We start from the raw sequence: 23984 nt of genomic DNA, 5'->3' as shown, positions 1-23984 counted from the left end.
CGGTGGAGATCAGTGCCAGAGGGTGACCTTGGTTCCCGCCGGGGCCTGCTGGCCGCCGGGCGGCGTCTGGGCCAGCACCCGCCCCCGGTTCAGCCCTTTCCTGATCTCCACCTTGAACCCCGCCGCGCGCAACTCGTCGCGCGCGGCCCGGACGTCCTTGAACACCACGTTGGGGATGTAGACGGCGTTGCCGTCCTCGTTGACGTTCTCGCCGTTGTTCTCCCACGGCCAGTGCCACTCGACGCTGCACGCCGACAGCGTCAGGCGGGCCACCGCGCCCTTGTCGACCTCGGCGCCGGGACGGGGGTCCTGGGCGATGACGGTGCACGGCTGGGCGGCGTCGTTCTGCTCGACGGACTGGGGGTCGAAGCCCGCCTCCCGCAGCAGCTGCTCGGCCTGGTCCTTCGGCATGCCCTGGACGTCGGGCATCACGAGGCCCTTGCTGACGATCAGGTCGACCTTGCTGTTCTCCTTGACCGGGGTGCCCACGCCCGGGCTGGTACGGATCACCTGGCCGCGCGGGACGGTCTCGCTGGCCTGCTTCTTGACGTCGTCGGGCGTCAGCCCCGCCGCGGCGAGCTTCTCCTTGGCCGCGTTCTCGTCCATGCCGACCACGTTGGGCACGTTCACCCGCTTGGGCCCCGCCGAGGCGACGAGGACCAGCGTGGAGCCGGGCTCCACCTCGGTCTTCGGCGCGGGATCGACCCGCATCACCAGGTCCTTGGCGACCTTCTCGTCGTGCTGCGCCTCGCCGATCTCGACGACGAAGCCCAGCCGCCTGGCCTCGTCCGCGGCGAGGGTGACGTTCTTGTTGAGCAGCTCCGGCACCGGGACGGTGCTGCCCTGGGAGAACAGCCAGCCGGTCACGCCGACCGCGGCGATCATCACCACGACCAGGGCGACCAGGAACCAGTTCGGCCGGAACCCCCGCCTGCCGGTGCCCGCGGGCGCGCCGCGGTCGGCGGCCGGGCCGGTGAGCAGGTCGGCGCGGGGCTGGATCAGGGTGTGGTTGGGAACGCCCCCGGCCACGCCCGGCACGCCCGGGGCGGGCGCCGGGCCGGTCGGGAGGGGGGACACCGGCACCGACGGGAACGGGCCGCTCTCCCTGGGCAGCGTCCGGTGCGCCTCCACGGCGGCCACCAGCATCGCCGTGGCGTCCGCCGGGCGGTTCGCGGGGTCGCGGGCGGTCGCCTGGGCGACCAGCGTGTCCAGCAGCGGGGGGCAGTCCGGCAGCAGCGCCGAGGGCATCGGCACGGTGTCGTGGACGTGCCGGTAGGCCACCGACATCGGGGTCTCGCCCTCGTACGGCTGGCGGCCGGTCAGGAGCTCGAACAGCATGATGCCGGCCGAGTAGACGTCGCTGCGCGCGTCCGCCGCGCCGGCGGTCACCTGCTCGGGCGACATGTAGCCGATGGTGCCGATCATCATGCCGGTGCGGGTCTGGTTGCTCGCCTCGGCCGCGCGGGCCAGGCCGAAGTCCACAACCTTGACCCGGCCGTCATCGGTGAGCAGCACGTTCTCCGGCTTGACGTCCCGGTGGATCATCCCGGCCTGGTGGGCGGCGCCCAGCGCGGCGAGCACCGGGATCATGACCTCCAGAGCCTCCCGGGCGGGGAGCCTGCCGCGATCGCGCAGCACGTCGCGCAGGGTCCGGCCCGGGACGTGCTCCATCGAGAGATAGACGTTGTCACCGTCGGTGCCCTGGTCGAAGACCTGCACCACGTTGGGGTGCGAGAGGCTCGCCACCGACTTGGCCTCGCCGATGAAGCGCCGCACGAAGGCGGGGTCCTCGGCGAGGGAGCGGTGCATCACCTTGACGGCGACCGTACGGTCGAGCCGGACGTCCAGGGCCAGGTAAACGGTGGCCATGCCACCCCGGGCGATCCGGGACTCAACGCGGTAACGCCCGTCGAGGAGTCTCCCGACGAGGGGGTCGGTTAGCGTCGTGTCCACCTGCCCGAGTTTACGGGCGTTTTGCCCTTCCCAGGGTGTTCAGGGGTTAAACCGATGCCGATACGTGGTCTTCGGCCTCGTCCCGGCCGGGGAACGGCTACGGATGCGTCGGCGAGGAGGCCTCGGCGTACCGGCGCCGGGGGATGCGCCCGGCCAGCCGGGCCGCCCGGCCCGCCCGCACCGCCGCGCGCATGGCCTCGGCCATCAGATCCGGCCGCTGGGCCCTGGTCACCGCCGTGGCCAGCAGCACCGCGTCGCACCCCAGCTCCATCGCCAGCGCGGCGTCGCTGGCCGTGCCGATCCCGGCGTCCAGGATCACCGGCACGCCCGCGGCCTCCACGATGAGCTCGATGTTGTGCGGGTTGCGGATGCCCAGGCCCGACCCGATCGGCGCGCCCAGCGGCATCACCGCCGCGCAGCCCGCCTGCTCCAGCCGCCGGGCCAGGGCGGGGTCGTCCCCGATGTACGGCAGGACGACGAACCCGTCGGCGACCAGCCGCTCGGCGGCGTCGAAGGTCTCGATCGGGTCGGGCAGCAGGGTGCGCTCGTCGGAGATGACCTCCAGCTTGACCCAGTTCGTCTCCAGCGCCTCCCTGGCCAGCCTGGCGGTCAGGACCGCCTCCCCGGCGGTGAAGCAGCCCGCGGTGTTCGGCAGGACCTTGATGCCGCGGGCGCGCAGCACGTCCAGCACCGAGCCCCGCGACGCCGGATCCAGCCGCCGCATCGCGACCGTGGTCAGCTCGGTCCCCGAGGCGACGAGCGCCTGGTCCAGGACCTCCAGCGAGGGGGCCCCGCCGGTGCCCATGATGAGCCGCGAGGAGAACTTCTCCCCACCGATGATCAGATCGTCGTCCACGTCCTTCACCCTCCCTGCACCGCGGTGAGCACCTCGACCCGGTCGGCCTCGGAGAGCGTCGTGGAGTCCCACGCGCCCCGCGAGACGACCTCGTCGTTCAGTGCGACGGCGATGCCGCTCCCGGCCTCGGTCAGCTTCAGCACGGCCTGCGCCACGGTCGCCCCGGAGGGCAGCTCGTGCGCGGAGCCGTTGATGATCACGTTCAACGCTGCTCCTGGAAACGGAGGGGCGAGCAGAGCGCCGCCAGTCCTTCGTCGTCGCCCGCCTCGTTCATGAGGAGGGCGGTGGTGATCGGGGTCAGCAGGACGCCGCCCCGGTGGTGGCCGGTGGCCAGCGACAGGCCCGGGAGGACCGTCGGGCCGATCAGCGGCAGATTGTCCGGGGTGCCGGGGCGCAGCCCGGCCACCACGTCGGCCACCTCCAGCTCGGTCACGCCCGGGACGAGCTCCCGCGCGTCGCGCAGCAGCTCCCACAGGCCCCCGGCGGTCACCCGGGTGTCGAAGCCCAGCTCCTCCTGGGTGGCGCCGAGGACCAGCTCCCCGTCGCCGCGCGGCACCAGGTAGACGTACGAGCCGTGCACCATCCCGCGCACGCAGTGCCGCAGGACCGGCTCGGGGGAGCGCAGCCGCATGATCTGGCCCTTGACCGGGCGGACCGGCGGGAGCACCTCGGGCGGGAGCCACCGCGCCGCCCCCGACCAGGCCCCGGCCGCCAGGATCACCCGCTCGGCGAAGAGCACCCGGCCGGAGGGGGCTTCGCCGGGGGAACCACCGTCCGTGGTGCCGCCGGGGGAGATGCCATCCGAGGCGTCGCCGCTCGGGGTGCCGCTCGGGGTGCCGCCGCCTGTGGTGCCGCTCGGGGTGCCGCCGCCCGGCGCCTCGCCGGCCGGCGCGAGCCGTACGCCGACGACGGCCTCGCCCGAGCGCTCCAGGCCCGCCGCCCGCGCGGGGACCATGGTGACGCCCCGCCGCTCCAGCGCGGCCAGCAGCGCCCGCGTGACCCTCCGGGGGTCCACCCAGGCGTCCCCCGGGGCCAGCAGGCCGCCGCGGACGGCGGGGGCGAGCATCGGCTCCAGCCGCCGGCACTCGCGGCCCGTCAGCCGCTCGACCGGCAGCCCGAGCTTCTCCATGAACCCCGCGAGCTCGTCCAGGGCCGCCAGGTCGTCGGAGCCGAAGGCGACCTCCAGCGTGCCGTCGGTCCGGTAGTCGAGGTCGTGGCCGCTGTCGGCGGCGAGCTCGGCCGCGAAGGCGGGCCAGCGCTCCAGCGAGGCCAGGCCCAGCCGGAGCAGCGGCTCCTCGGTGTAGGTCACCTCGCTGATCGGCGCCAGCATGCCGGCGGCGGCGTGCGAGGCCGCCGCGGCGGAGGCGGGGGCGGGATCCACCACCGCCACGCGCAGCCCGCGCCGGGCCGCCCGCCAGGCGGTCGCGAGGCCGACGAGCCCGCCGCCGACCAACAGGACGTCATAGGACGAGGCCGGTGCGGCCATGACTTCATGGGAAATGGCGGATACGGCCGGATGATGCATGATCACTCCGCTCCCTTCGCCGGCATGACCCGGATCAGGTTCGTGGCGGTCGAGGGCCCGCAGCCCTCCTCTCAGCCCGGTGCCGCCGGGCTCCCGCGCGTCTAACATCTCCACCTTAGGGCCTGTCGGGGACCTGTCGCGGACCCCGCTTCCCCCGTCCGTCGTGAGACGTCAGCGTGCTGAATGGGAATCAAATACCGTTTTCGTTATCCGGGGGCCGTTTCAGGGGGCAGGTCCGGCCGCTTAGGGTTCGTCCTGTGAATCGTGTCGTGGTGGTCGGCGGCGGGCTCGCCGGTGTGCGGAGTGTCGAAGCGCTGCGAGCCCACGGGTTCGGCGGTGAGATCACGATGGTCGGGGCGGAACCGCACCGCCCCTACGACCGCCCCCCGCTGTCCAAGGCGGTCCTGCTCGGCACGACCGACTCCACGATCGTCGACTCCGACCTGGACGCGATGGAGGTGGACTTCCGCCCCGGCGCGGCCGCCACGAAGCTGCGCGAGGGCGTGCTGGAGACCACCGGGGGCGAGCTGCCCTACGACGGCCTGGTCATCGCCACCGGAGCGGCCCCGATCCGGCTGCCCGGAGACGGTCCGCAGCACGTCCTGCGCACCATCGACGACGCCCTCGAACTGCGCGCCCGCCTCACGTCCGGGACCAGGGTGGCCGTCATCGGCGCGGGCTGGATCGGCGCCGAGGTCGCCACCGCCGCGCGCAAGGCCGGATGCGCCGTCACCGTCGTCGAGGCCGCCGCCCACCCGCTGGCCGTCGCGCTCGGCCCGGTCGGCGCGCACACCATCCCCTGGTACGGCCAGGCGGGCATGGACCTGCGGCTGGGCGCGGCGGTCGCCTCCGTCGACCCCGGCGGGCTCACCCTCGCCGACGGGTCCTTCGTCGAGGCCGATGTGGTCGTCACCGGCGTGGGCGTGCGGCCCTCGGTGGACTGGCTGGCCGGTTCGGGGATCGAGCTGGACAACGGGGTCGTCACCGACGAGCACCTGCGCACCTCGATGCCCGGCGTGGTCGCGGTGGGGGACTGCGCCGCCTGGTGGTCGCGGCGGTACGGCCGCCGCCTGCGCGTCGAGCACTGGGACACCGCGCTGGGCGCCCCCGACGTGGCCGTGGCCACGCTCCTGGGCGACGAGGCGGTCTACGACCCCGTCCCCTACTTCTGGTCGGAGCAGTTCGGCCACATGGTGCAGTACGCCGGCGACCACTCGGGCGCCCGCCTCCTCATGCGGGGAGACCCGGACGCCGGAGCCCGGTGGACGGCCTGCTGGATCGCCGAGGGCGACACGCTCGCCGCGGTCCTGTCGGTGGACCGGCCGCGCGACCTCCTCCAGGGCCGCCGCCTCATCGAGGGCGGCCGGCGCATCGATGTCGAGAAGGTGTCCGATCCCGCGATAGCGTTGCGCGACTGTACGGCGGCGTAACCCCACCGCCGGTGTTTGGTTAAGGACGCGATGTGGTAGTGGTGGTTTCGTGACGCTTTCTGTTGCGCAGATCGACCGGGAGACAGACGAACTGGTGGGCGAGTGGCTCACCTTGACCGAGGTGGCCAAGAAGCTCAACCTCAGCGCCGGTCGCGCAAAGCAACTTCTCAGGGACCACAAGCTCATCGGAGTCCGCAGGGGAGGTGGCGAGCCCCAGGTGCCCGCCGTCTTCCTCGCCGGGGACGACGTCGTCAAGGGCCTGCCGGGCACGCTCACCGTGCTGCTCGACGCCGGATACGACGACGTCGAGGCGCTCCGCTGGCTGTTCACCCCCGACGAGACCCTGCCCGGGTCGCCGATGGACGCGATCGTCGCGGGCCGTCATACCGAGGTCAAGCGACGTGCCCAGACCCTCGGTTTCTGACGCCCGCCTCTATCTGTGCACTGACGGACGCCGCGACCGGGGAGACCTCGCCGACTTCCTCGACGCCGCCCTCTCGGGCGGCGTCGACATCGTGCAACTGCGCGAGAAGGGGTTGGAGGCGCGCGAGGAGCTCGCGCTCCTGGAGGTCTTCCGCGACGCCTGCGACCGGCACGGCGCGCTCCTGGCCGTCAACGACAGGGCGGACATCGCTTACGCGGCCCGCCCCGACGTCCTCCACCTCGGCCAGGACGACCTGCCGGTGCGCGTCGCGCGCGACATCCTCGGCGACGACATCCTCATCGGGCGTTCCACTCACGCCCCCGAGGAGGCGTCCGCCGCGGCCGTCGAGCCCGGAGTCGACTACTTCTGCTGCGGCCCGACCTGGCCGACGCCCACCAAGCCCGGACGCCACGCGCCCGGGCCCGCCCTGCTGGAACACGCCGCCGCGCTGGCCACGGACCGCCCGTGGTTCGGCATCGGCGGCATCGACCTCGCCAACCTGGACGAGGTGATGTCGTACGGCGTGCGCCGCGTCGTGGTCGTGCGGGCCATCACCGAGGCCGACGACCCGAAGGCGGCGGCGGCGGAGTTCCGGCGGCGGCTGACCCGGGCGGACGGCACGCCCTGAGCCGGTCCGGCCCGGGTTCACCGGGCCGGTTCAGCTCCGCCGGCCGGTTCAGCTCCGCCGGCCGGTTCAGCTCCGCCGGGTCGTAGGTCCGCCGGGTCGCAGGTCCGGCGGACCGGTTCAGTCCGGGCGGACCGGCTCAAGTCCGGCGGGACGTGGCGGCCACGGCCAGCTCGGCCAGGGCCTCGCGGGACTCCGGCGTGATCGGGGCGTCCTCCAGCGACTTCAGCGCGCCCTCGAGATAATCGGAGATCATCTTCTCGCAGGCGTCGAGGGCCCCGGTCTCCCGGATGACGCGGCGCAGCCGGTCGACCCCGGCCGCGTCGAGGTCCGGGTCGCCGAGGGTGCCGCGCACCTGCTCCGCCTGCGCGGGGGAGGCCGCCGCGAGCGTGCGGGCGATGAGCATCGTCCGCTTGCCCTCGCGCAGGTCGTCGCCGGCGGGCTTGCCCGTCTCGGCCGGGTCGCCGAACACGCCGAGGATGTCGTCGCGCAGCTGGAAAGCGATGCCGACGCTGCGGCCGTACCCCTCGCAGAGACGGTCGATCCACGGCTCCCGGCCCTGCGCCGCCAGCACCAGGCCGAGCCGGAGCGGGTGCTCCACCGAGTACTTCCCGCTCTTGAACAGGGCCACCCGCAGCGCGCTCTCGAAGGTGTTCTCACCGTGGGCCTGCTCCAGCAGGTCCAGGTACTGGCCGCACATCAGCTCGGTGCGCATGTGGTCGTAGACCGGCTGGGCCGCGGCCAGCGCGGCCGGGGGCAGGCCGCTGGACCGCCACATCTCGCCCGACCAGACCAGCAGCAGGTTGCCCAGGAGGATGGCGGCGCCCTCGCCGAACTGCTCGGCCGACCCGTGCCAGCCCGCCTTCTCGTGCAGGGCCTGGAACCGGCGGTGCGCCGAGGGCATGCCCCGCCGCAGGTCGCTGGCGTCCATCACGTCGTCGTGCGCGAGCGCGCTGGCCTGGAGCAGCTCGAGCGAGGCCGCCGCGGTGAAGAGCGCGTCGTCGTCGCCGCCGCCCGCGCCGCGCCAGCCCCAGTAGCAGAAGGCCGGGCGGAGCCGTTTGCCCCCGCTGAGGAAGTCCTCGTAGGCGGCGACGAGAGGGGCGAGCTCGGGGGCGCTGACCAGCGGTCGCTGCCGGTCGAGGAACTCCCCGAGAGAACGATCCACCTGGGAGCGGACGATGTCCAGCAGTGCTGCGGAAGCGGTCATGCACAGAGATTAACGTCCGCGAACATGATTCTGATCAAGCGGGGTGGAAACGCGGAACCGGTCCGCTCCGCAGGCCCGCGCACCGGCCGGACGCGATGGGAACACCGCCTTTCAGGAGATTCGTGCGGGAGCCGTACCAGTAACCTAGGAACATGGCTCTGGGTCGCCCCTCGATATTTCCCGATCGTGTGCCCACCGTGCGCGAGCTTCTCGCCGCCGGTGGCCGGTCCTTCTCCTTCGAGTTCTTCCCGCCGAAGACCGACGAGGGAGAGCGGCAGCTGTGGCGCGCCATCCGGGAGCTGGAAGCGCTCCGCCCCACCTTCGTCTCCGTCACGTACGGCGCCGGCGGCACCACCCGGGACCGCACGGTCGAGATCGTGGAGCGGCTCGCCCACGAGACCACGCTGACCCCGGTGGCGCACTTCACCGCCGTCAACCACTCGGTCCGCGAGCTGCGCCACCTGATCGGCCGGTTCGCCGGGGCGGGCGTGCGCAACATCCTCGCCGTGCGGGGCGACCCCCCCGGCGACCCGATGGGCGAGTGGGTGGCCCACCCCGAGGGCGTGCTCTACGCCGAGGACCTGGTCCGGCTGATCCGCCAGTCCGGTGACTTCTGCGTGGGCGTGGCGGCCTTCCCCTACAAGCACCCGAGGTCGGCCTCGGTGGAGTCCGACACCGAGTACTTCGTGCGCAAGTGCCAGGCCGGCGCCGACTACGCCATCACCCAGATGTTCTTCCGGGCGGAGGACTACCTGCGGCTGCGCGACCGGGTGGCGGCCAGGGGCTGTGACACCCCGATCATCCCCGGCATCATGCCCGTCACCCAGATGAGCACGATCGCCCGGTCCGAGCAGCTCTCCGGCGCGCCGTTCCCGCCCGAGGTGGCCGCCCGGTTCGAGGCCGTCGCCGACGACCCCGCGGCCGTGCGCAGGCTGGGCGTCGAACACGCCGCGGAGCTCTGCCAGACCCTGCTCGACGAGGGCGCGCCCGGGATCCACTTCATCACCTTCAACAGGTCCAGCGCGACCCGCGAGGTCTTCCAGGCCATCGACTCCAGCCGGGAGACGGCCCCGCTGACCGCGTGAGCCCCGGCGTGCCCCGGGTCCCACCGGGCCGGTTGAGTCCTGGCGTGCCTCACGTCTCACCGACCGGGTGAGCTGCGGGGCGCCCGGCGGCTCACCCGCCCGGCGGTGATCCGCCGGGCACGTCCTGCATCGCCGCGCCGGCGCCGGGCGCGCCCTCCTCCGTCAGGGGGAGCGCGACCCCCGCGATGACGTAGTGCTCGTAACCGCCGGGGAAGACGAACCAGGTGAGCAGATCGACGAAGCCCAGGCTGCGGTAGAGATGCCGGGCCGCGGTGGGCTGGTCACGGGTGGAGAGCACGGCGGTGCGCTCCCGGCGGCCGGCGCACAGGCCTTTGACCAGGGCGCGGCCGATGCCTCTGCCCTGGTGGCCGGGGTGGACGTGGACCTCGGCGATCTCCAGGGCGTCGCCCAGCCAGTCGTAGGCCTTCCTCTCGCCGAACTGGTCGGTGAGAGCCCGGTGGACCACGTCGTGCCACCACTGGCCGACCACGCCGTGGAAGCCGTAGGCGAGACCTACCGGCAGCCCTTCGTCCGTCTCGGCGAACAGGCAGGTGAACCCGGGGTGGGTGGCGTGGTTCGCCATGATCGCCTGGCGACCGGAGAGCTGCTCCGGAGGCGGCTTCATCGCCGCCGTGTAGATCTCGAGAACGGAATCCAGCCGAGCGGAGAACTCATCGGGGTCGATCCGTCGCAGTCCGGTCACTTATCGACCCTAGCAGGGGGTATACAGCTCAACCCGATGAAGACGGCAAAAGTGGTGTTCAGCGTTTCCTGCGAAATATTGATATGCGACGCGGCCGATCCCGGTGGTAGCCCCGCCCGTCACCTCCGCTCGGGTGACGGCGTGGCGGCTCTCTAGCCGGCCAGGGGGATGCTGGTGGGCAACGTGGGCTGACTGGGCACACCGAGCAGCGTCTCCACCGTGGTGACGAACCGCTCGGCCTCGGAGAGCAGCTCCTCGGCGTCGCGTGAAGGAACAGAACTGGTCATCCCCGCTTCGATCGCGGCTCGCTTGGCCGCGCTCACCTCGAAATAGGGCGCCCAGTCGGCAAGCCGGGGCTCGGCCTCCGGCAGCAGCTCCCAGGCGCTGCGCAACCTGCGTCTGCGGCCGTCCATCGGCCTGGGCCGGGCGGCGAGGATGGCCGCGGCGGCCCGGAGCGCGGCCAGGTGCGCCGCGACATAGCGCTCCGCCGAGGTGCGGGCGCCCGCCGCGTCGTCCAGGCAGTCGCGCGCGTCGGTCAGGCGCGCGCGCACCGTGGGCGACAGCCGGGGCCCACCGGAATCGCTGAGCCGAGGGGTCATTGTTTCTCAGCCTCCTTGGTCGCAAGTGGCTCCCAGCGTTTCAGCCGGTGAAGCCACGTTCGCAGACCCCACCGACAATTCCGCCGGGCGGTCGGACGAGGAGCTTCCCCTCTCCCCGTCCGCCCCGACCGTCCCCCGCCGCCTTCCTTGACGGTGGAGGTCAGGCCGACCGCCCTGAACGTGAGCCGCGAGTCCCACGTCATCACATCGAACATAAATTCGATCATCGATGGTGTCAAGTAAATCGACGAACAAAAGTTCGATCATTGAGGGTGTGGAAAAGCCCCGGAAGATCGAAATCTTCCGGGGCCCGGATGGCGGCGGACAACGGCTAGCGGATGAACTTCCCCCGGACGTGGACCGGCACCCCGGTGCCGAGCAGGCCCGGAAGAACCTCGGCCACGTGCATCGGCAGCCGCACGCAGCCGTGCGAGGCCGGCGTCAGCGGCACTGAAAGCGCGCCGTGGAAGGCGATCCCGCCGTTGAAGAAAATCGGGTTGTACAGCTGCCCGAGGTAGGACTTGTGCCATCCGTCCCGGCGCCAGGTCGTCTTGTAGTTCCCGGTCGGGGTGCGGGCGTCGCCGCAGAAGCGCTGCGTCTTGCCCTGCCAGGTCGCCGTCTCGCAGTACGGCACCCCGCTGCCGGAGGAGATGTGGCTGATCAGCTTCACCTGCCCCTTGACGTAGAGCACCAGGATCTGCGCGGAGAGGTTCACCTCGGCCCGGGTCGGCTTGCCGGAGGGCACCAGCACCTTCGGGGCCCGCGGCGCCTCCAGCGCCTTCCACGTCTTGCGGGCGACGGTGCTGGTCGGCCCGAGGCCGTTGACCTTCTGGAAGGCCCAGACGGCGGACATCGTCGCCCCGCCGTACCGCCCGTCGATCTTGCCCGGGTCGTAGCCCAGTTCCTTCAGCCGCCGCTGGAGCGCCTTGACCGCCGCCCCCTTGGCGCCGGGCTTGAGCGTCTTGCCCGGCGCGCTGAATGGAGCGGTCCCGGCCGGCGCCGCGCTCTCCACCGCGACCGCCGGAAGCGCCGGGGCCACGGCCGTCGCGCTCGCGACACCGGAAGAGGACAGAATCAGCGTCCCCGTCACCAGAGCGGCCACTGCGAGCCGCCGTCCAACCCCCACGTAACGTCATCCCCTCATATCACTAATAACCGGATCAGGGGACCATAGCGCACTGGTCCCGTGTCCCTTGAGACGGTTATGAAGCGGTAATGGATCGCCGTTTTGTTTAGAGTGTCCGGGTGCCTGAAAAGTTGCATCCCAACGTCGAGAAGGTCGCCGCCGTTCTGGCGGAGCACGGTCTCACCGGCGAGATCGTCGTGTTCTCCGAAGCCACCCCGACGGCCGCCACCGCCGCCGCGCAGCTCGGCTGCGAGGTCGGCGCCATCGCCAACAGCCTGGTCTTCGACGCCGACGGCGAGCCGCTCCTCGTGCTCACCAGCGGCGCCCACCGCGTGGACACCGCCCTGATCGCCGAGACGATCGGCGCGGCCGCGGTCAGGCGGGCCACCCCCGAGTTCGTCCGGGCCGCCACCGGCCAGGCCATCGGCGGCGTCGCCCCGGTCGGCCACCCGGCTCCCGTCCGGACCCTCGTCGACACCTGGCTGAGCAGGCACGAGGTCGTATGGGCCGCGGCCGGTCACCCGCACACGGTCTTCCCGGCCTCCTACGAGGAGCTGATCCGCATCACCGGCGGCACGCCCGTGGAGGTGGAGCGGTGACCACCGTCTGGCACAACCCGCGCTGCTCCAAGAGCCGCTGCGCCCTGGACGCGCTCACCGAGTCGGGCCCGGACGTGGTCGTCCGCCGCTACCTGGACGACCCCCCGACGGCCGCCGAGCTCTCCGACGTCCTGGACCGGCTCGGCCTGGAGCCGTGGGACATCACCCGGATGGCCGAGCCCCGGGCCGAGGAGCTCGGCCTGGCCGCCAGAGACCGCGACCGGGACGAATGGATCGCGGTCCTGGCCGAGAACCCGGTCCTCATCCAGCGCCCGATCGTGCTGACCGACGACGGCCGCGCCGTGATCGCCCGCGACGAGGAGACCCTGACGTCCCTGCTCCGGCCCTGACCGGCGCACCGGGCGGGACGTCCGCCTCCCGGGGGAGGCGGGGTCCGCCCGCAGGGTGATCTTTTCGTGGTCCGGGCGTCAACGCTCCATTCCTGTCTGCGGTGTTCCCTAATGTCCCTTGTGGCCGGCGCGCCGTGCGCCTGGCCCGAGTGATTCGGACCGACTTTCAGGGGATGCCGCCATGACCGTGTGGGAGGAGGTCCGCGACCTCATCGGCGCCGGTGACGCGTCCAAGGTCGCGGCCAGGGTCGCCGACCTCGACGACGCCGGGCGCAAGGAGGTGGCCCGGGAGCTGCCCGGCCACATCGAGGCGGCCCGCCGGGATGTGGAGAGGCCCCTGCGCGAACGTTCGGAGCGGCTCAGCCGGATCTGGCGGGAGCGGGGGGAGGCGTACAAGCGGTTCGCCCGCGAACGCGGGGTGCCCCTGCGCGAGATCCACCGCCGGTGGGCGGAGACCCTGGGCCGGGGCGGCGACATGGAGGGCACCTGGGAAGACCCCCGGCTGAAGCTCCCGGAGCCCGAACGCGAATATCCGTCCCCGTCCGAGTACGACGCCTGGATCGACACGATGCGGGTCGCGGGGGCGGGCACGCTCCCCACCGCGGCGGCCGTGGTCACCTGGCTGCACCGCGGCGACTTCGAACGCCGCGACCGCTCCGCCGACCTCGTCGAACCGGTGCTCCAGGCGATCGCCGCGCGCCCCGCCGAGTGGCAGGCCGATCTCGCCGTACGGCTCGCGCTCCGGGTGCGCGTCCGGCGCGACCGACGGGCGGGCGATCCCCGCGACCGGAACCTGCCGCTCACCTTCGCGCTGCTGGGCCGTACCGGCGTGACGCCGCCCGAGCACGACCCGCTCGTGCTCGCCTGGATCGACACGCCGCCGACCGCGGAGCGGCTCCGCGACGACCCGCTGCTCGACGTGCTCCTGCCCAGGCTCTTCGAGGCGCAGGGGGTGGGCCGGGCCCTGAGCGGGGAGCGGGCCGATCCGCCGGTCGCCGCGTCGTGGCTGGGCGCGCTGCACGCCCTGGCCGCCGAGGGCGGGGTGGACCGGCAGACGCTGCTGCGGGGCTGCGTGAGCCGGTTCCTGCGCGGGGGCAGCGCGACCGAGCTACGGTTCTTCGCCCGCCTCCACGAGCTGCTCGAACCGTCCCCGGCCGAGGCGGCCTCCCAGGCCGGTGACTACCTGCGGCTGCTGCCGGTGGCCCCGGGACCGGTGGCCAAGCTGGCGGTCGAGCACCTGGACCGCCTGGACTCCCTCGACCCGGACGAGGTGGGCGAGGCCCTGTCCGGCCTGCTGTTCCGCGCGGAGAGCGGGCTGGTCCAGGCCGGACTGGCGTGGCTGGACCGGTTCCTGCGTCAGGAGCCGGCCCGGGCCGATGAGCTGGCGCCGTCCCTGGCGGTGGCACTCGGCCACCGGGCGGCGGCCGTACAGGAGCGGGCCGCACGCGTGGCGGCCGGACACGCGGCGTCCTTCGGCCCTGCCGGCGCCGGCGCCGTACGGGACGCGGCGGGGCAGCTCCCGCCGGACCTGCGCGGCGGGCTGATCACGGCCTTCGGCGAGGCGCCCTCCTGCGAGCCCGGACCCGCGTGAACGCCCGGGGCTCGCGGGGGGCGCCGTAGGGGGTCAGGCGGCGTGCCGGGCGGGGGTCGGGCGAGCGGTGCGGTGGCGGAGCAGGAGCATGGCGGCGTCGTCGGCCAGCGGGCGGCCCACATGGCGCAGGAGGTCGGCGCGGAGGGCGTCCAGGGCGAGCTGGGGGTCGGCGCCGGACAGCAGGTGCGCGCGGGAGGCGAGGGGGTAGAAGCGGCCGGTGCCGTCCCTGGCCTCGATCACGCCGTCGGTGTAGAAGAGGATCTGGTCGCCGGGTCCGAACGGGAGCCGGTAGGGCGCCGGCTCGGTGACCTGGAGCGACCCCATGCCCAGGGGGAGCGCCTCGTCCGGCGGGTCGGCGAACCAGTGGTCGCCGCGGGAGGTGATCACCATGGGGGGCGGGTGGCCGCAGCTCAGGACGGTGAGGGAGTCGCCGCCGGTGGTCTCGGCGAGCACGGCGGTGACGAACTGCTCGCCGGACAGCTCGCGGGTCAGGGCGTTCTCCAGCCGGGTCACCACGCCCCGGAGCCCGGCCTCGTCGTACGCCGCCTCGCGGAAGGCGCCCAGCACCACCGCCGCGGTCTCCACGGCCTCGAGCCCCTTGCCCTGGACGTCTCCGACGATGACCCGGACGCCGTGCGGAGTGGTGACGACCTCGTACAGGTCGCCGCCGATGCGGGCCTCGGCCGTGGCGGAGGTGTAGGAGACCGCGACGCCGATCCCGGGCCCCGCCCGGCGGGGGACCGGGCGCAGCAGCACGCGCTGGGCGGCCTCGGCGACCGAGCGGACGTCGGCGAGCCGCTGTTCGTGGCGGATCCGTCCGGCGCTGGCCAGGACGCTGGCCAGCGTCACGCCGAGGATGGCCATGGCGGTGATGGTGGTGCGGGGCTCCCAGAGGCCGTCGTTGTACAGGGCGAGCGCGAAGCACAGCACGAGCGCGATGGCGCCGATCACGGTGGTGCGGGCCGGCCCGCACGCCACGCTGGCGAAGGCGGGGCCCAGCGCCAGCAGGGGGAAGAGGCCGGAGGCCGGGCCGGAGGCGAGATCGATCAGGACCACCACGGCCATCACGATGAACGGCAGGGACCTGAGGGTGGCCTGGGTCTTGGTCGTCTCGACGGAGGAGAGCAGCCTGGCGACGGCGCGGCTCGCGGCGGAGCGCAGGGGCGTCAGGAGCGCGCGGAGACGGGCGGAAGGGCGCACCGGAGAGTGATCACGAGGATCGTCTCTCCGCAGCATCCGCACCACGTCCCGCCAGCACCGCGTCCAGCCAAACGGCATGTTTGTTTTTTCCTACCACAGCGATCGCGGGCCGTGGCGGAATACGTGCGGATGTTTGCCGAGAGAGGAGCGGCGGCGGCCGCGGGCGCACCGGGTTCCGGAGCGCCCGCGGCCGGACGGCCGCGGGGTGTCAGAAGGAGTCGACGGCGCGGCGCGCCTCGGGGTCCAGGACACCCCAGTTGATGAGCTCCTCGGTGAGCTCGCTGGGGGACTTGTCGTAGATGACGGCGAGCGAGCGCAGGTCCTCCTGGCGGATGGACAGCACCTTGCCGTTGTAGTCACCACGCTGGCTCTGGATGGTGGCCGCGTAGCGGGCGAGCGCACCGGCCTTCTCCTTGGGGAGCTGCGAGAGGCGCTCAAGGTCGATCACAAGCTTCGGCGTCGGGCCGAGCGGGCTCGGGGCCGCACCGCCGGGCAGCAACTCGGAGACCGGGACCCCGTAGAAATCGGCCAGTTCGGCAAGCTTCTGCACCGTGACCGCACGGTCGCCACGCTCGTAGGAGCCGACGACGACAGCCTTCCACCGCCCACGGGACTTCTCTTCGACTCCGTGCAGGGACAGGCCCTGCTGGGTGCGGATGGCGCGGAGTCGTGCACCCAGCGACTTGGCGTACTCAGACGGCATCGTGTGCCCCCCGGCTCTCTTAATTGCTGCTTTCAATTGATTGTGCTATCTCGCGGCCTGTGCACCGTCCACCGGGTTGGTACCCAGGACGGGCACCTTCAGTGACCGAAGCGACAGGGTTCGCCCCGTAACGCCGCGACATGTGGTTACGGACAGTGACGGTAAAGCCGTGAACGCTGAAGGTCAAGCTGATTGGAAAAAAGATGCCGAATCCGGTCCGGTGGGATCCGCATCAAATGTCCTGCATGTCCATTCTCGCACGGCGAGATCGTGACGTTTCCCCTGGTCGGAAGGTATGGAGAGCGCTATCCGTGACACGTGAACAGCGTCCGCCTTCCCCGGGGCGCCGAAACAGGGCGCGCGCTCCCGCGTGAGGGGAATCGCCGCCGGCGGGGGAGAGGGGAGGACGGGAAGGTAGATCTTTCTCCTCCGGGGCGCCGGAAGGGGGCGCCGCCGGGCCGGGCCGCAGGGGCGCGGGGGCCCGCGAACCCCTGTCCGCCCAGGTGGGGAAGTGGCCGCCCGGTGCCGGTCGGCCGTCCCGCGGCTGCTACCGTGAAGACGTCGACTTCCTTTAAGACCCGTCCCGTGAGGCGGGAAAGGTGGTGTTCTCTTGGCCGAGGCTGTTTCGCGTGCCCACACATCGGCGCACGCGGTCCTCGAAGGCCCCGACATCAACCGGGCGCTGATCCGCATCTCCCACGAGATCCTCGAACGCACCAAGGGCGGCGAGGACGTCGTCCTCCTCGGGATCCCCACGCGGGGCGTCCATCTCGCCCGCCGCCTGGCCGGGCACATCAGGCAGTTCGAGGGCCACCCGGTCCCGGTCGGCTCGCTCGACATCACGATGTACCGCGACGACCTGCGCACCAGGCCGGCCCGGCCGCTCGGGCGCACCGAGCTCCCGCCGGACGGCATCGACGACAAGACGGTCGTCCTGGTCGACGACGTGCTCTACTCCGGCCGGACCGTCCGCGCCGCGCTCGACGCGCTCAACGACCTGGGCCGCCCCCGGGCCGTGCAGCTCGCCGCGCTGGTGGACCGGGGGCACCGCGAGCTCCCCATCCGGGCCGACTACGTGGGCAAGAACCTCCCGACCTCCAAGTCCGAGATCGTCAAGGTCTACCTGGAAGAGCGCGACGGCCGCGACGCCGTCCTGCTGCTGAAAGAGGAGGACAAGTGAAGCGGCACCTGATCTCGGCGGCCGACCTGAGCCGCGACGACGCCCTGCTCATCCTCGACACCGCCGACGAGCTGGCGAGGATCTCGGACCGTTCCATCAAGAAGCTGCCCACGCTGCGGGGCCGTACGGTGGTCAACCTCTTCTTCGAGGACTCCACCCGGACCCGGATCTCCTTCGAGGCCGCGGCCAAGCGCCTGTCGGCCGACGTCATCAACTTCTCCGCCAAGGGGTCCAGCGTCTCCAAGGGAGAGTCGCTCAAGGACACCGCGCTGACGCTGGAGGCGATGGGCGCCGACGCCGTGGTCATCCGGCACGGCGCCTCCGGCGCGCCGCACCGCCTGGCCGGCTGGGTGCGCGGCAGCGTCGTCAACGCCGGCGACGGCACCCACGAGCACCCCACGCAGGCCCTGCTCGACGCCTTCACGATGCGCCGCCGCCTCGGCTCGCTGGAGGGCCGCAGGGTCACCATCGTCGGTGACATCCTGCACAGCCGGGTCGCCCGCTCCAACGTGCTGCTGCTGAGCACGCTCGGCGCCGAGGTGACCCTGGTCGCCCCGCCGACCCTGCTGCCGGTGAGCGTCGGCTCCTGGCCGTGCGAGGTCTCCTACGACCTCGACTCCATGCTGCCCAAGTCGGACGTCGTCATGATGCTGCGCGTGCAGCGCGAGCGGATGAACGCCGCGTTCTTCCCCACCGAGCGGGAGTACAGCCGCCGGTACGGCCTCGACCGCGACCGCGCCGCCAAGCTGGACGACGGTGTCATCGTGATGCACCCCGGGCCGATGAACCGGGGCATGGAGATCGCGGCGGAGGTGGCCGACTCGCCGCGCTCGACGATCGTCGAGCAGGTCGCCAACGGCGTGACCACCCGCATGGCCGTCCTGTACCTGCTGCTCGGCGGCGCCGACCTCGGAGGAGAAGACCAGTGAGCATCGTCATCAAGGGCGCTCGGATCCTCGGTGGCGAGCCCGCCGACATCCTGATCGAGGACGGCGTCGTCACCGCGGTCGGCCAGGACCTGACCGGGGACGAAACCGTCGACGCCCGGGGCCTCATCGCCCTGCCCGGCCTGGTGGACCTCCACACCCACCTGCGCGAGCCCGGCCGCGAGGACGCCGAGACCGTCGAGTCCGGCACCCGCGCGGCCGCGCTGGGCGGCTACACCGCCGTGCACGCCATGGCCAACACCTCCCCGGTCGCCGACACCGCCGGAGTCGTGGAGCAGGTGTGGCGCCTGGGCCTCGCGGCCGGCCACTGCGACGTGCAGCCGGTCGGCGCCGTCACCGAGGGCCTGTCCGGCGAGCGGCTGGCCGAGCTCGGCGCGATGGCCGACTCCGCCGCCCGCGTCCGCGTCTTCTCCGACGACGGCAAGTGCGTCTCCGACGCGGTGCTCATGCGCCGCGCGCTGGAGTACGTCAAGGCCTTCGACGGGGTGGTGGCCCAGCACGCCCAGGAGCCGCGCCTGACCGCCGGCGCGCAGATGAACGAGGGCGCCGTCTCCGGCAGGCTCGGCCTGACCGGCTGGCCCGCGGTCGCCGAGGAGGCGATCATCGCGCGCGACTGCCTGCTCGCCGCGCACGTCGGCTCCCGCCTGCACGTCTGCCACGTCTCCACGGCGGGCTCGGTGGAGATCATCCGCTGGGCCAAGTCGAAGGGCTGGGACGTCACCGCCGAGGTGACCCCGCACCACCTGCTGCTCACCGACGACCTCGTCGAGGACTCCCCGGTCGGCGCCTACAACCCGATCTACAAGGTGAACCCGCCGCTGCGCACCCGCGCCGACGTGGAGGCGCTGCGCGAGGCCCTGGCCGACGGCACGATCGACGTCGTCGCCACCGACCACGCCCCGCACCCGGTCGAGGACAAGGAGACCGAGTGGGGCGCCGCGGCCATGGGGATGATCGGCCTGGAGACGGCGCTGGCGGTGGTCCAGGAGGCGATGGTGGAGACCGGGCTGCTCGACTGGGCCGGGGTCGCCGAGCGCATGTCGTACGCCCCGGCGCGGATCGGCCGCCTGGCCGGTCACGGTCACCCGATCGCGGCGGGCTCCCCGGCGAACATCACCCTCTACGACGCCTCCGTGCGCGCGGAGGTGGACCCGGGGTCCTACGCGTCCAAGAGCCGTAACACCCCCTACGAGGGCCGGAGCCTCCCCGGGCGCGTCGTGGCGACCTTCCTGCGCGGCCGTCCGACCGTCCTGGACGGCAAGCTCGCATGACCCTCCGGTGCACGGGCGTCCCACATGGTGGAGGCGCCCGTCACCCATGCGCCGGATATTTCATACTTTGGTAAGCGATGACCGAGATGATCGGGATGTTTCTGTGACTGAGCGAAGCGAGCGAGCCGGCAGGCATGCCACGGCCGCGGGTGGCGCCGCCACCGCGGTCCTCGTTCTGGAGGACGGCCGCGTCTTCCACGGCACCCCTTACGGCGCCGAGGGCGAGACCTTCGGCGAGATGGTCTTCAACACCGGCATGACCGGCTACCAGGAGACCCTCACCGACCCCTCCTACCACCGCCAGATCGTCGCGATGACCGCGCCGCACATCGGCAACACCGGGGTCAACGACGAGGACCCCGAGTCCTCCCGCGTCTGGGTCGCCGGATACGTGGTCCGCGAGCCCGCGCGCGTCTCCTCGAACTGGCGGGCCAACCGCTCCCTGGACGACTACCTCAAGGAGAACGGCGTCGTCGGGATCGCCATCCCCGGCACCCGCGCCCTCACCCGCCACCTGCGCGAGCGCGGCGCCATGCGCGCCGGCGTCTTCTCCGGCGAGGCTCTCGCCCCGGTCGGGGAGCTGGTGGAGAGGGTCCGCCGCAGCCCCGGGATGGAGGGCGCCGACCTGGCCGAGCAGGTCTCCGCGGCCGAGCCGTACGTGATCCCCGCCCTCGGCGAGAAGAAGTACACCGTGGCCGCCGTGGACCTGGGCATCAAGTCCATGACCCCGCACCGGATGGCCGAGCGCGGCTGCGAGGTGCACGTGCTGCCCGCCACCGCCACGGCCGACGACATCCTCGCGCTCGACCCCGACGGGGTGTTCTTCTCCAACGGCCCCGGCGACCCGGCCACCGCCGACGGCCCGGTGACCGCGCTGCGCGGGGTGCTGGAGGCGGGCAAGCCGTTCTTCGGCATCTGCTTCGGCAACCAGATCTTCGGCCGGGCCCTGGGCCTGGGCACCTACAAGCTGCGCTACGGGCACCGCGGGGTCAACCAGCCGGTCCAGGACCGCCGCACCGGCAAGGTGGAGATCTCCGCGCACAACCACGGCTTCGCCGTCGAGGCCCCGCTGGAGGGATCCTTCGACACGCCGTACGGCCCGGCGGAGGTCAGCCACGTCAACCTCAACGACGACTGCGTCGAGGGCCTGCGGCTGCTCGACCGGCCCGCCTTCAGCGTCCAGTACCACCCCGAGGCCGCGGCCGGCCCGCACGACTCGGCGAGCCTGTTCGACGACTTCTGCCGTTTGATGGAGCGTGGCGGGACCACGAGGACAGAGGAGAGCAAGGGTGCCTAAGCGCACGGACATCCAGTCGGTCATGGTGATCGGCTCCGGGCCGATCGTGATCGGGCAGGCCTGCGAGTTCGACTACTCCGGCACCCAGGCCTGCCGCGTGCTGCGCGCCGAGGGCTTCCGCGTGATCCTCGTCAACAGCAACCCGGCGACGATCATGACGGACCCCGAGTTCGCCGACGCGACCTACGTCGAGCCGATCACGCCGGAGATCGTCGAGAAGATCATCGCCAAGGAGCGCCCGGACGCCCTGCTGCCCACCCTGGGCGGGCAGACCGCGCTCAACACCGCGATCGCCCTGTACGAGGCGGGCGTGCTCGCCAAGTACAACGTCGAGCTGATCGGCGCCGACGTGGACGCCATCCAGGCGGGCGAGAACCGCGAGCGGTTCAAGGAGATCGTCGCCAAGGTCGCGGCCGAGCACGGCCTCAACGCCGAGTCCGCCAAGTCGGTCGTCTGCCACACCATGGACGAGTGCCTGGCGGCGGTGGGGGAGCTGGGCTACCCGCTGGTCGTGCGGCCCTCCTTCACCATGGGCGGCGTCGGGTCCGGCTTCGCGCACGACGAGGAGGACCTGCGCCGCATCGCCGGGGCGGGCCTCGACGCCTCGCCGACCACCGAGGTGCTCCTGGAGGAGTCCATCCTCGGCTGGAAGGAGTACGAGCTGGAGGTCATGCGCGACAGGGCCGACAACGTCGTCATCGTCTGCTCCATCGAGAACCTCGACCCGATGGGCGTGCACACCGGCGACAGCGTCACCGTGGCCCCCGCGATGACCCTCACCGACCGCGAGTACCAGAACATGCGCGACGTCGCCATCGCGGTCATCCGCGAGGTCGGCGTGGACACCGGCGGCTGCAACATCCAGTTCGCGGTCAACCCGCGCACCGGCCGCATGATCGTCATCGAGATGAACCCGCGCGTGTCGCGGTCGAGCGCCCTGGCCTCCAAGGCCACCGGCTTCCCGATCGCCAAGATCGCGGCCAAGCTCGCCATCGGCTACACCCTCGACGAGATCCCCAACGACATCACCCGCGAGACCCCGGCCTCGTTCGAGCCCGCGCTCGACTACGTCGTGGTCAAGGTGCCGCGCTTCGCCTTCGAGAAGTTCACCGGGGCCGACCAGACCCTGACCACCCACATGAAGTCGGTCGGCGAGGCCATGGCCATCGGCCGGTCCTTCCCCGAGGCCCTGCAGAAGGCGCTGCGCTCGCTGGAGAAGAAGGGCGCCGCCTTCTCCTGGGCCGGCGACCCCGGCGACAAGGACCAGCTGCTGGCCGCCTGCGGCAAGCCGCACGACGGCCGGCTGCGCACCATGCAGCAGGCCATCCGGGCCGGGGCGACCCCGCAGGAGCTGTTCGAGGCCACCGCCGTCGACCCGTGGTTCCTGGACCAGCTCTTCGCGATCGACGAGGTCGCCGCGGAGCTGGCCGAGGCGCCGCAGCTGGACGCCGAGACCCTGGTCCGGGTCAAGCGGTACGGCTTCAGCGACGTGCAGATCGCCGAGATCCGCGGCATGGACGAGGCCCGCGTGCGCGACCTGCGCCACGCGCTCGGGGTGCGCCCGGTCTACAACACCGTCGACACCTGCGCCGCCGAGTTCGCCGCGCAGACGCCGTACCTCTACTCCACCTACGACGAGGAGACCGAGGTCCCGTACGGCGAGCGCCCGAAGGTCCTCATCCTCGGCTCCGGACCCAACCGGATCGGCCAGGGCATCGAGTTCGACTACGCGTGCGTGCACGCCTCGTTCGAGCTGTCGGCCGCGGGCTACGAGACCGTCATGGTCAACTGCAACCCGGAGACGGTCTCCACCGACTACGACACCTCCGACCGGCTCTACTTCGAGCCGCTCACCCTGGAGGACGTGCTGGAGGTCGTCCACGCCGAGCAGCAGACCGGCCCGGTGGCGGGCGTCATCGTCCAGCTCGGCGGGCAGACCCCGCTCGGCCTGGCGCAGGCGCTCAAGGACGCCGGGGTGCCGATCGTCGGCACCTCGCCCGAGTCCATCCACCTGGCCGAGGAGCGCGGCGCGTTCGGCCGCGTGCTGGCCGAGGCCGGGCTGCCCGCGCCCAAGCACGGCACCGCGGTGACCGAGCAGGAGGCGCTGGAGATCGCCGCGGAGATCGGCTACCCGGTGCTGGTGCGCCCGAGCTACGTGCTGGGCGGCGCGGGCATGGCGATCGTCTACGACGACGAGACCCTGGTCACCTACATGGCGCGGGCGGGCGCGACCGCCGACCGCCCGGTGCTGGTGGACAAGTTCCTCGACGAGGCCGTCGAGATCGACGTGGACGCCCTGTTCGACGGCGAGGAGCTCTACCTCGGCGGCGTGATGGAGCACATCGAGGAGGCCGGCATCCACTCCGGCGACTCGGCGTGCTCGCTGCCGCCGATGACGCTCGGCGGCTACGACATCAAGCGCATCCGCGCCGCCACCGAGGCCATCGCCCGCGGGGTGGGCGTGCGCGGCCTGCTCAACGTGCAGTACGCCATGTCGGCGAACATCCTGTACGTGCTGGAGGCCAACCCGCGCGCCAGCCGTACCGTGCCGTTCGTCTCCAAGGCCACGGCGGTGCCGCTGGCCAAGGCGGCGGCCCGGGTGATGATGGGCGCGACGGTCGCCGAGCTGCGCGCCGAGGGCATGCTCCCGGCCGACGGCGACGGCGGCACCCTGCCGCTGGACGCGCCGATCGCGGTCAAGGAGGCGGTGCTGCCGTTCAACCGCTTCCGCGGGGTGGACATCGTGCTGAGCCCGGAGATGCGCTCCACCGGCGAGGTCATGGGCATCGACGAGTTCTTCGGCACGGCCTACGCCAAGTCGCAGGACGCCGCCTACGGCGCGCTGCCGACCAAGGGGCGGGCCTTCGTCTCGGTGGCGAACCGGGACAAGCGGGCCATGATCTTCCCGGTGAAGGCGCTCGCGGACATCGGCTTCGAGATCCTGGCCACCGAGGGAACGGCCGAGGTGCTGCGCCGGAACGGCGTCCGTGCCAAGATCGTGCGCAAGCAGAGCGACGGGGTCGGTCCGGAAGGAGAGCCGACGATCGTCCGGCGCATCCTGGACGGCGAGGTGGATCTCATCGTGAACACGCCCTTCGGCAGCCCCGGTCAGTCCGGGCCGCGGCTGGACGGCTACGAGATCCGCACCGCGGCCGTGCTGCGGGGGATCCCCTGCATCACGACCGTCCAGGGACTGGCGGCGGCAGTCCAGGGCATTCAGGCCATCGTGCGCGGTGACATCGGCGTACGGTCGCTCCAGGAGCATGCGGAGCGGTTGAGGCGAGGAGCGAGCGTGGCGGGTGGCGAAGGATGA

The 23984-nt window shown here is 72.3% G+C and carries 22 protein-coding genes and 1 riboswitch; of the genes, 12 read left to right on the top strand and 10 right to left on the bottom strand.

The annotated features are described in order from the left end of the window. Positions 1-9: 9 nt before the first annotated feature. The 4 genes from pknB to Plo01_RS03355 form a co-directional block, all read right to left on the bottom strand. On the bottom strand, positions 10-1953 hold the full coding sequence (gene pknB, locus Plo01_RS03370; protein ID WP_203888979.1) for a Stk1 family PASTA domain-containing Ser/Thr kinase: 1944 nt from the start codon (positions 1951-1953) through the stop codon (positions 10-12). Positions 1954-2050: 97 nt separating this feature from the next. After that, positions 2051-2758, bottom strand: a complete 708-nt coding sequence (locus Plo01_RS03365) for a thiazole synthase (RefSeq protein WP_239315851.1) — start codon at positions 2756-2758, stop codon at positions 2051-2053. Positions 2759-2814: 56 nt separating this feature from the next. Further along, positions 2815-3009 carry a sulfur carrier protein ThiS gene (gene thiS, locus Plo01_RS03360; protein WP_373871665.1) on the bottom strand — a complete coding sequence of 65 codons (195 nt, stop codon included), beginning with the start codon at positions 3007-3009 and terminating at the stop codon, positions 2815-2817. A gap of 2 nt (positions 3010-3011) precedes the next feature. Then, positions 3012-4295 carry an FAD-dependent oxidoreductase gene (locus Plo01_RS03355; protein WP_203888976.1) on the bottom strand — a complete coding sequence of 428 codons (1284 nt, stop codon included), beginning with the start codon at positions 4293-4295 and terminating at the stop codon, positions 3012-3014. A gap of 33 nt (positions 4296-4328) precedes the next feature. Beyond that, positions 4329-4441: riboswitch (TPP riboswitch) on the bottom strand. Positions 4442-4591: 150 nt separating this feature from the next. On the opposite strand from Plo01_RS03355, the gene Plo01_RS03350 reads away from it, so the two are divergent. The 3 genes from Plo01_RS03350 to thiE are packed head-to-tail and all read left to right on the top strand — an operon-like array spanning position 4592 to position 6816. Beyond that, complete coding sequence (locus Plo01_RS03350; protein WP_203888975.1) at positions 4592-5764, top strand: NAD(P)/FAD-dependent oxidoreductase; 1173 nt, start codon at positions 4592-4594, stop codon at positions 5762-5764. A gap of 49 nt (positions 5765-5813) precedes the next feature. Continuing rightward, positions 5814-6188: an Rv2175c family DNA-binding protein gene (locus Plo01_RS03345; RefSeq protein WP_203888974.1), complete on the top strand. Its 375-nt coding sequence runs from the start codon at positions 5814-5816 to the stop codon at positions 6186-6188. Continuing rightward, positions 6166-6816 (top strand): thiamine phosphate synthase, encoded by a 651-nt coding sequence (gene thiE / locus Plo01_RS03340; RefSeq protein WP_203888973.1) that lies wholly within the window; start codon positions 6166-6168, stop codon positions 6814-6816. Before Plo01_RS03345 ends, thiE begins: the two co-directional genes overlap by 23 nt. Before the next feature lie 136 nt (positions 6817-6952). On the opposite strand, the gene Plo01_RS03335 is transcribed toward thiE, so the two are convergent. Further along, positions 6953-8020, bottom strand: coding sequence for a polyprenyl synthetase family protein (locus Plo01_RS03335; protein ID WP_203888972.1), 1068 nt, complete (start codon positions 8018-8020; stop codon positions 6953-6955). Between the two features lie 152 nt (positions 8021-8172). Between Plo01_RS03335 and metF the strand changes: the two genes are divergently transcribed. Then, complete coding sequence (gene metF, locus Plo01_RS03330; protein WP_203888971.1) at positions 8173-9105, top strand: methylenetetrahydrofolate reductase [NAD(P)H]; 933 nt, start codon at positions 8173-8175, stop codon at positions 9103-9105. 91 nt (positions 9106-9196) lie between these two features. On the opposite strand, the gene Plo01_RS03325 is transcribed toward metF, so the two are convergent. The 3 genes from Plo01_RS03325 to Plo01_RS03315 form a co-directional block, all read right to left on the bottom strand. After that, positions 9197-9808 carry a GNAT family N-acetyltransferase gene (locus Plo01_RS03325; RefSeq protein ID WP_239315843.1) on the bottom strand — a complete coding sequence of 204 codons (612 nt, stop codon included), beginning with the start codon at positions 9806-9808 and terminating at the stop codon, positions 9197-9199. Between the two features lie 152 nt (positions 9809-9960). Further along, positions 9961-10407, bottom strand: a complete 447-nt coding sequence (locus Plo01_RS03320) for an SAV_6107 family HEPN domain-containing protein (protein ID WP_203888970.1) — start codon at positions 10405-10407, stop codon at positions 9961-9963. Positions 10408-10738: 331 nt separating this feature from the next. Beyond that, complete coding sequence (locus Plo01_RS03315) at positions 10739-11533, bottom strand: L,D-transpeptidase family protein (protein WP_203888969.1); 795 nt, start codon at positions 11531-11533, stop codon at positions 10739-10741. Between the two features lie 119 nt (positions 11534-11652). Here Plo01_RS03315 and Plo01_RS03310 point away from each other — a divergent pair, with 119 nt between their 5' ends. From Plo01_RS03310 to Plo01_RS03300, 3 genes are all read left to right on the top strand, one after another. Beyond that, positions 11653-12132 (top strand): YbaK/EbsC family protein, encoded by a 480-nt coding sequence (locus Plo01_RS03310; RefSeq protein WP_239315842.1) that lies wholly within the window; start codon positions 11653-11655, stop codon positions 12130-12132. Beyond that, positions 12129-12482: an arsenate reductase family protein gene (locus tag Plo01_RS03305; protein ID WP_239315841.1), complete on the top strand. Its 354-nt coding sequence runs from the start codon at positions 12129-12131 to the stop codon at positions 12480-12482. Before Plo01_RS03310 ends, Plo01_RS03305 begins: the two co-directional genes overlap by 4 nt. A gap of 181 nt (positions 12483-12663) precedes the next feature. Next, complete coding sequence (locus tag Plo01_RS03300; RefSeq protein ID WP_203888967.1) at positions 12664-14073, top strand: DUF6493 family protein; 1410 nt, start codon at positions 12664-12666, stop codon at positions 14071-14073. A gap of 33 nt (positions 14074-14106) precedes the next feature. Here the strand turns inward: Plo01_RS03300 and Plo01_RS03295 are convergent, their stop codons facing one another. Both Plo01_RS03295 and bldD read right to left on the bottom strand, forming a co-directional pair. Continuing rightward, positions 14107-15273, bottom strand: coding sequence for a PP2C family protein-serine/threonine phosphatase (locus Plo01_RS03295; RefSeq protein WP_239315840.1), 1167 nt, complete (start codon positions 15271-15273; stop codon positions 14107-14109). Between the two features lie 208 nt (positions 15274-15481). After that, a complete protein-coding gene (gene bldD / locus Plo01_RS03290; RefSeq protein WP_068894204.1) occupies positions 15482-15976 on the bottom strand; it encodes a transcriptional regulator BldD in 495 nt (164 codons plus the stop codon). 610 nt (positions 15977-16586) lie between these two features. Here bldD and pyrR point away from each other — a divergent pair. From pyrR to carB, 5 genes are read left to right on the top strand one after another with little or no spacing between them, the layout of a single operon-like run. After that, complete coding sequence (gene pyrR / locus Plo01_RS03285; protein WP_203888966.1) at positions 16587-17156, top strand: bifunctional pyr operon transcriptional regulator/uracil phosphoribosyltransferase PyrR; 570 nt, start codon at positions 16587-16589, stop codon at positions 17154-17156. Further along, positions 17153-18085, top strand: coding sequence for an aspartate carbamoyltransferase catalytic subunit (locus Plo01_RS03280; protein WP_203888965.1), 933 nt, complete (start codon positions 17153-17155; stop codon positions 18083-18085). Before pyrR ends, Plo01_RS03280 begins: the two co-directional genes overlap by 4 nt. After that, positions 18082-19374: a dihydroorotase gene (locus tag Plo01_RS03275; RefSeq protein WP_203888964.1), complete on the top strand. Its 1293-nt coding sequence runs from the start codon at positions 18082-18084 to the stop codon at positions 19372-19374. The genes Plo01_RS03280 and Plo01_RS03275 overlap by 4 nt, the downstream gene beginning before the upstream one ends. A 46-nt stretch (positions 19375-19420) precedes the next feature. Continuing rightward, entirely contained in the window at positions 19421-20671 is a 1251-nt protein-coding gene (gene carA, locus Plo01_RS03270; RefSeq protein WP_373871663.1) for a glutamine-hydrolyzing carbamoyl-phosphate synthase small subunit, read from the top strand. Next, positions 20664-23984 carry a carbamoyl-phosphate synthase large subunit gene (gene carB / locus Plo01_RS03265; protein WP_203888963.1) on the top strand — a complete coding sequence of 1107 codons (3321 nt, stop codon included), beginning with the start codon at positions 20664-20666 and terminating at the stop codon, positions 23982-23984. Before carA ends, carB begins: the two co-directional genes overlap by 8 nt.

It is taken from the genome of Planobispora longispora, assembly GCF_016863135.1.
In the GTDB taxonomy this organism is placed as follows: domain Bacteria; phylum Actinomycetota; class Actinomycetes; order Streptosporangiales; family Streptosporangiaceae; genus Planobispora; species Planobispora longispora.
The sequence above is the reverse complement of the archived record's forward strand: the minus strand, read 5'-3'. Positions and strand labels throughout refer to the sequence as shown.

Coding starts and splice junctions, on each gene's coding strand:
- Plo01_RS03320 (WP_203888970.1), bottom strand. CDS start 10,407: ATGACCCCTCGGCTCAGCGATTCCGGTGGGCCCCGGCTGTCGCCCACG.
- Plo01_RS03335 (WP_203888972.1), bottom strand. CDS start 8,020: ATGACCGCTTCCGCAGCACTGCTGGACATCGTCCGCTCCCAGGTGGAT.
- carA (WP_373871663.1), top strand. CDS start 19,421: ATGCGCCGGATATTTCATACTTTGGTAAGCGATGACCGAGATGATCGG.
- metF (WP_203888971.1), top strand. CDS start 8,173: ATGGCTCTGGGTCGCCCCTCGATATTTCCCGATCGTGTGCCCACCGTG.
- bldD (WP_068894204.1), bottom strand. CDS start 15,976: ATGCCGTCTGAGTACGCCAAGTCGCTGGGTGCACGACTCCGCGCCATC.
- Plo01_RS03365 (WP_239315851.1), bottom strand. CDS start 2,758: ATGGGCACCGGCGGGGCCCCCTCGCTGGAGGTCCTGGACCAGGCGCTC.
- Plo01_RS03355 (WP_203888976.1), bottom strand. CDS start 4,295: ATGGCCGCACCGGCCTCGTCCTATGACGTCCTGTTGGTCGGCGGCGGG.
- Plo01_RS03300 (WP_203888967.1), top strand. CDS start 12,664: ATGACCGTGTGGGAGGAGGTCCGCGACCTCATCGGCGCCGGTGACGCG.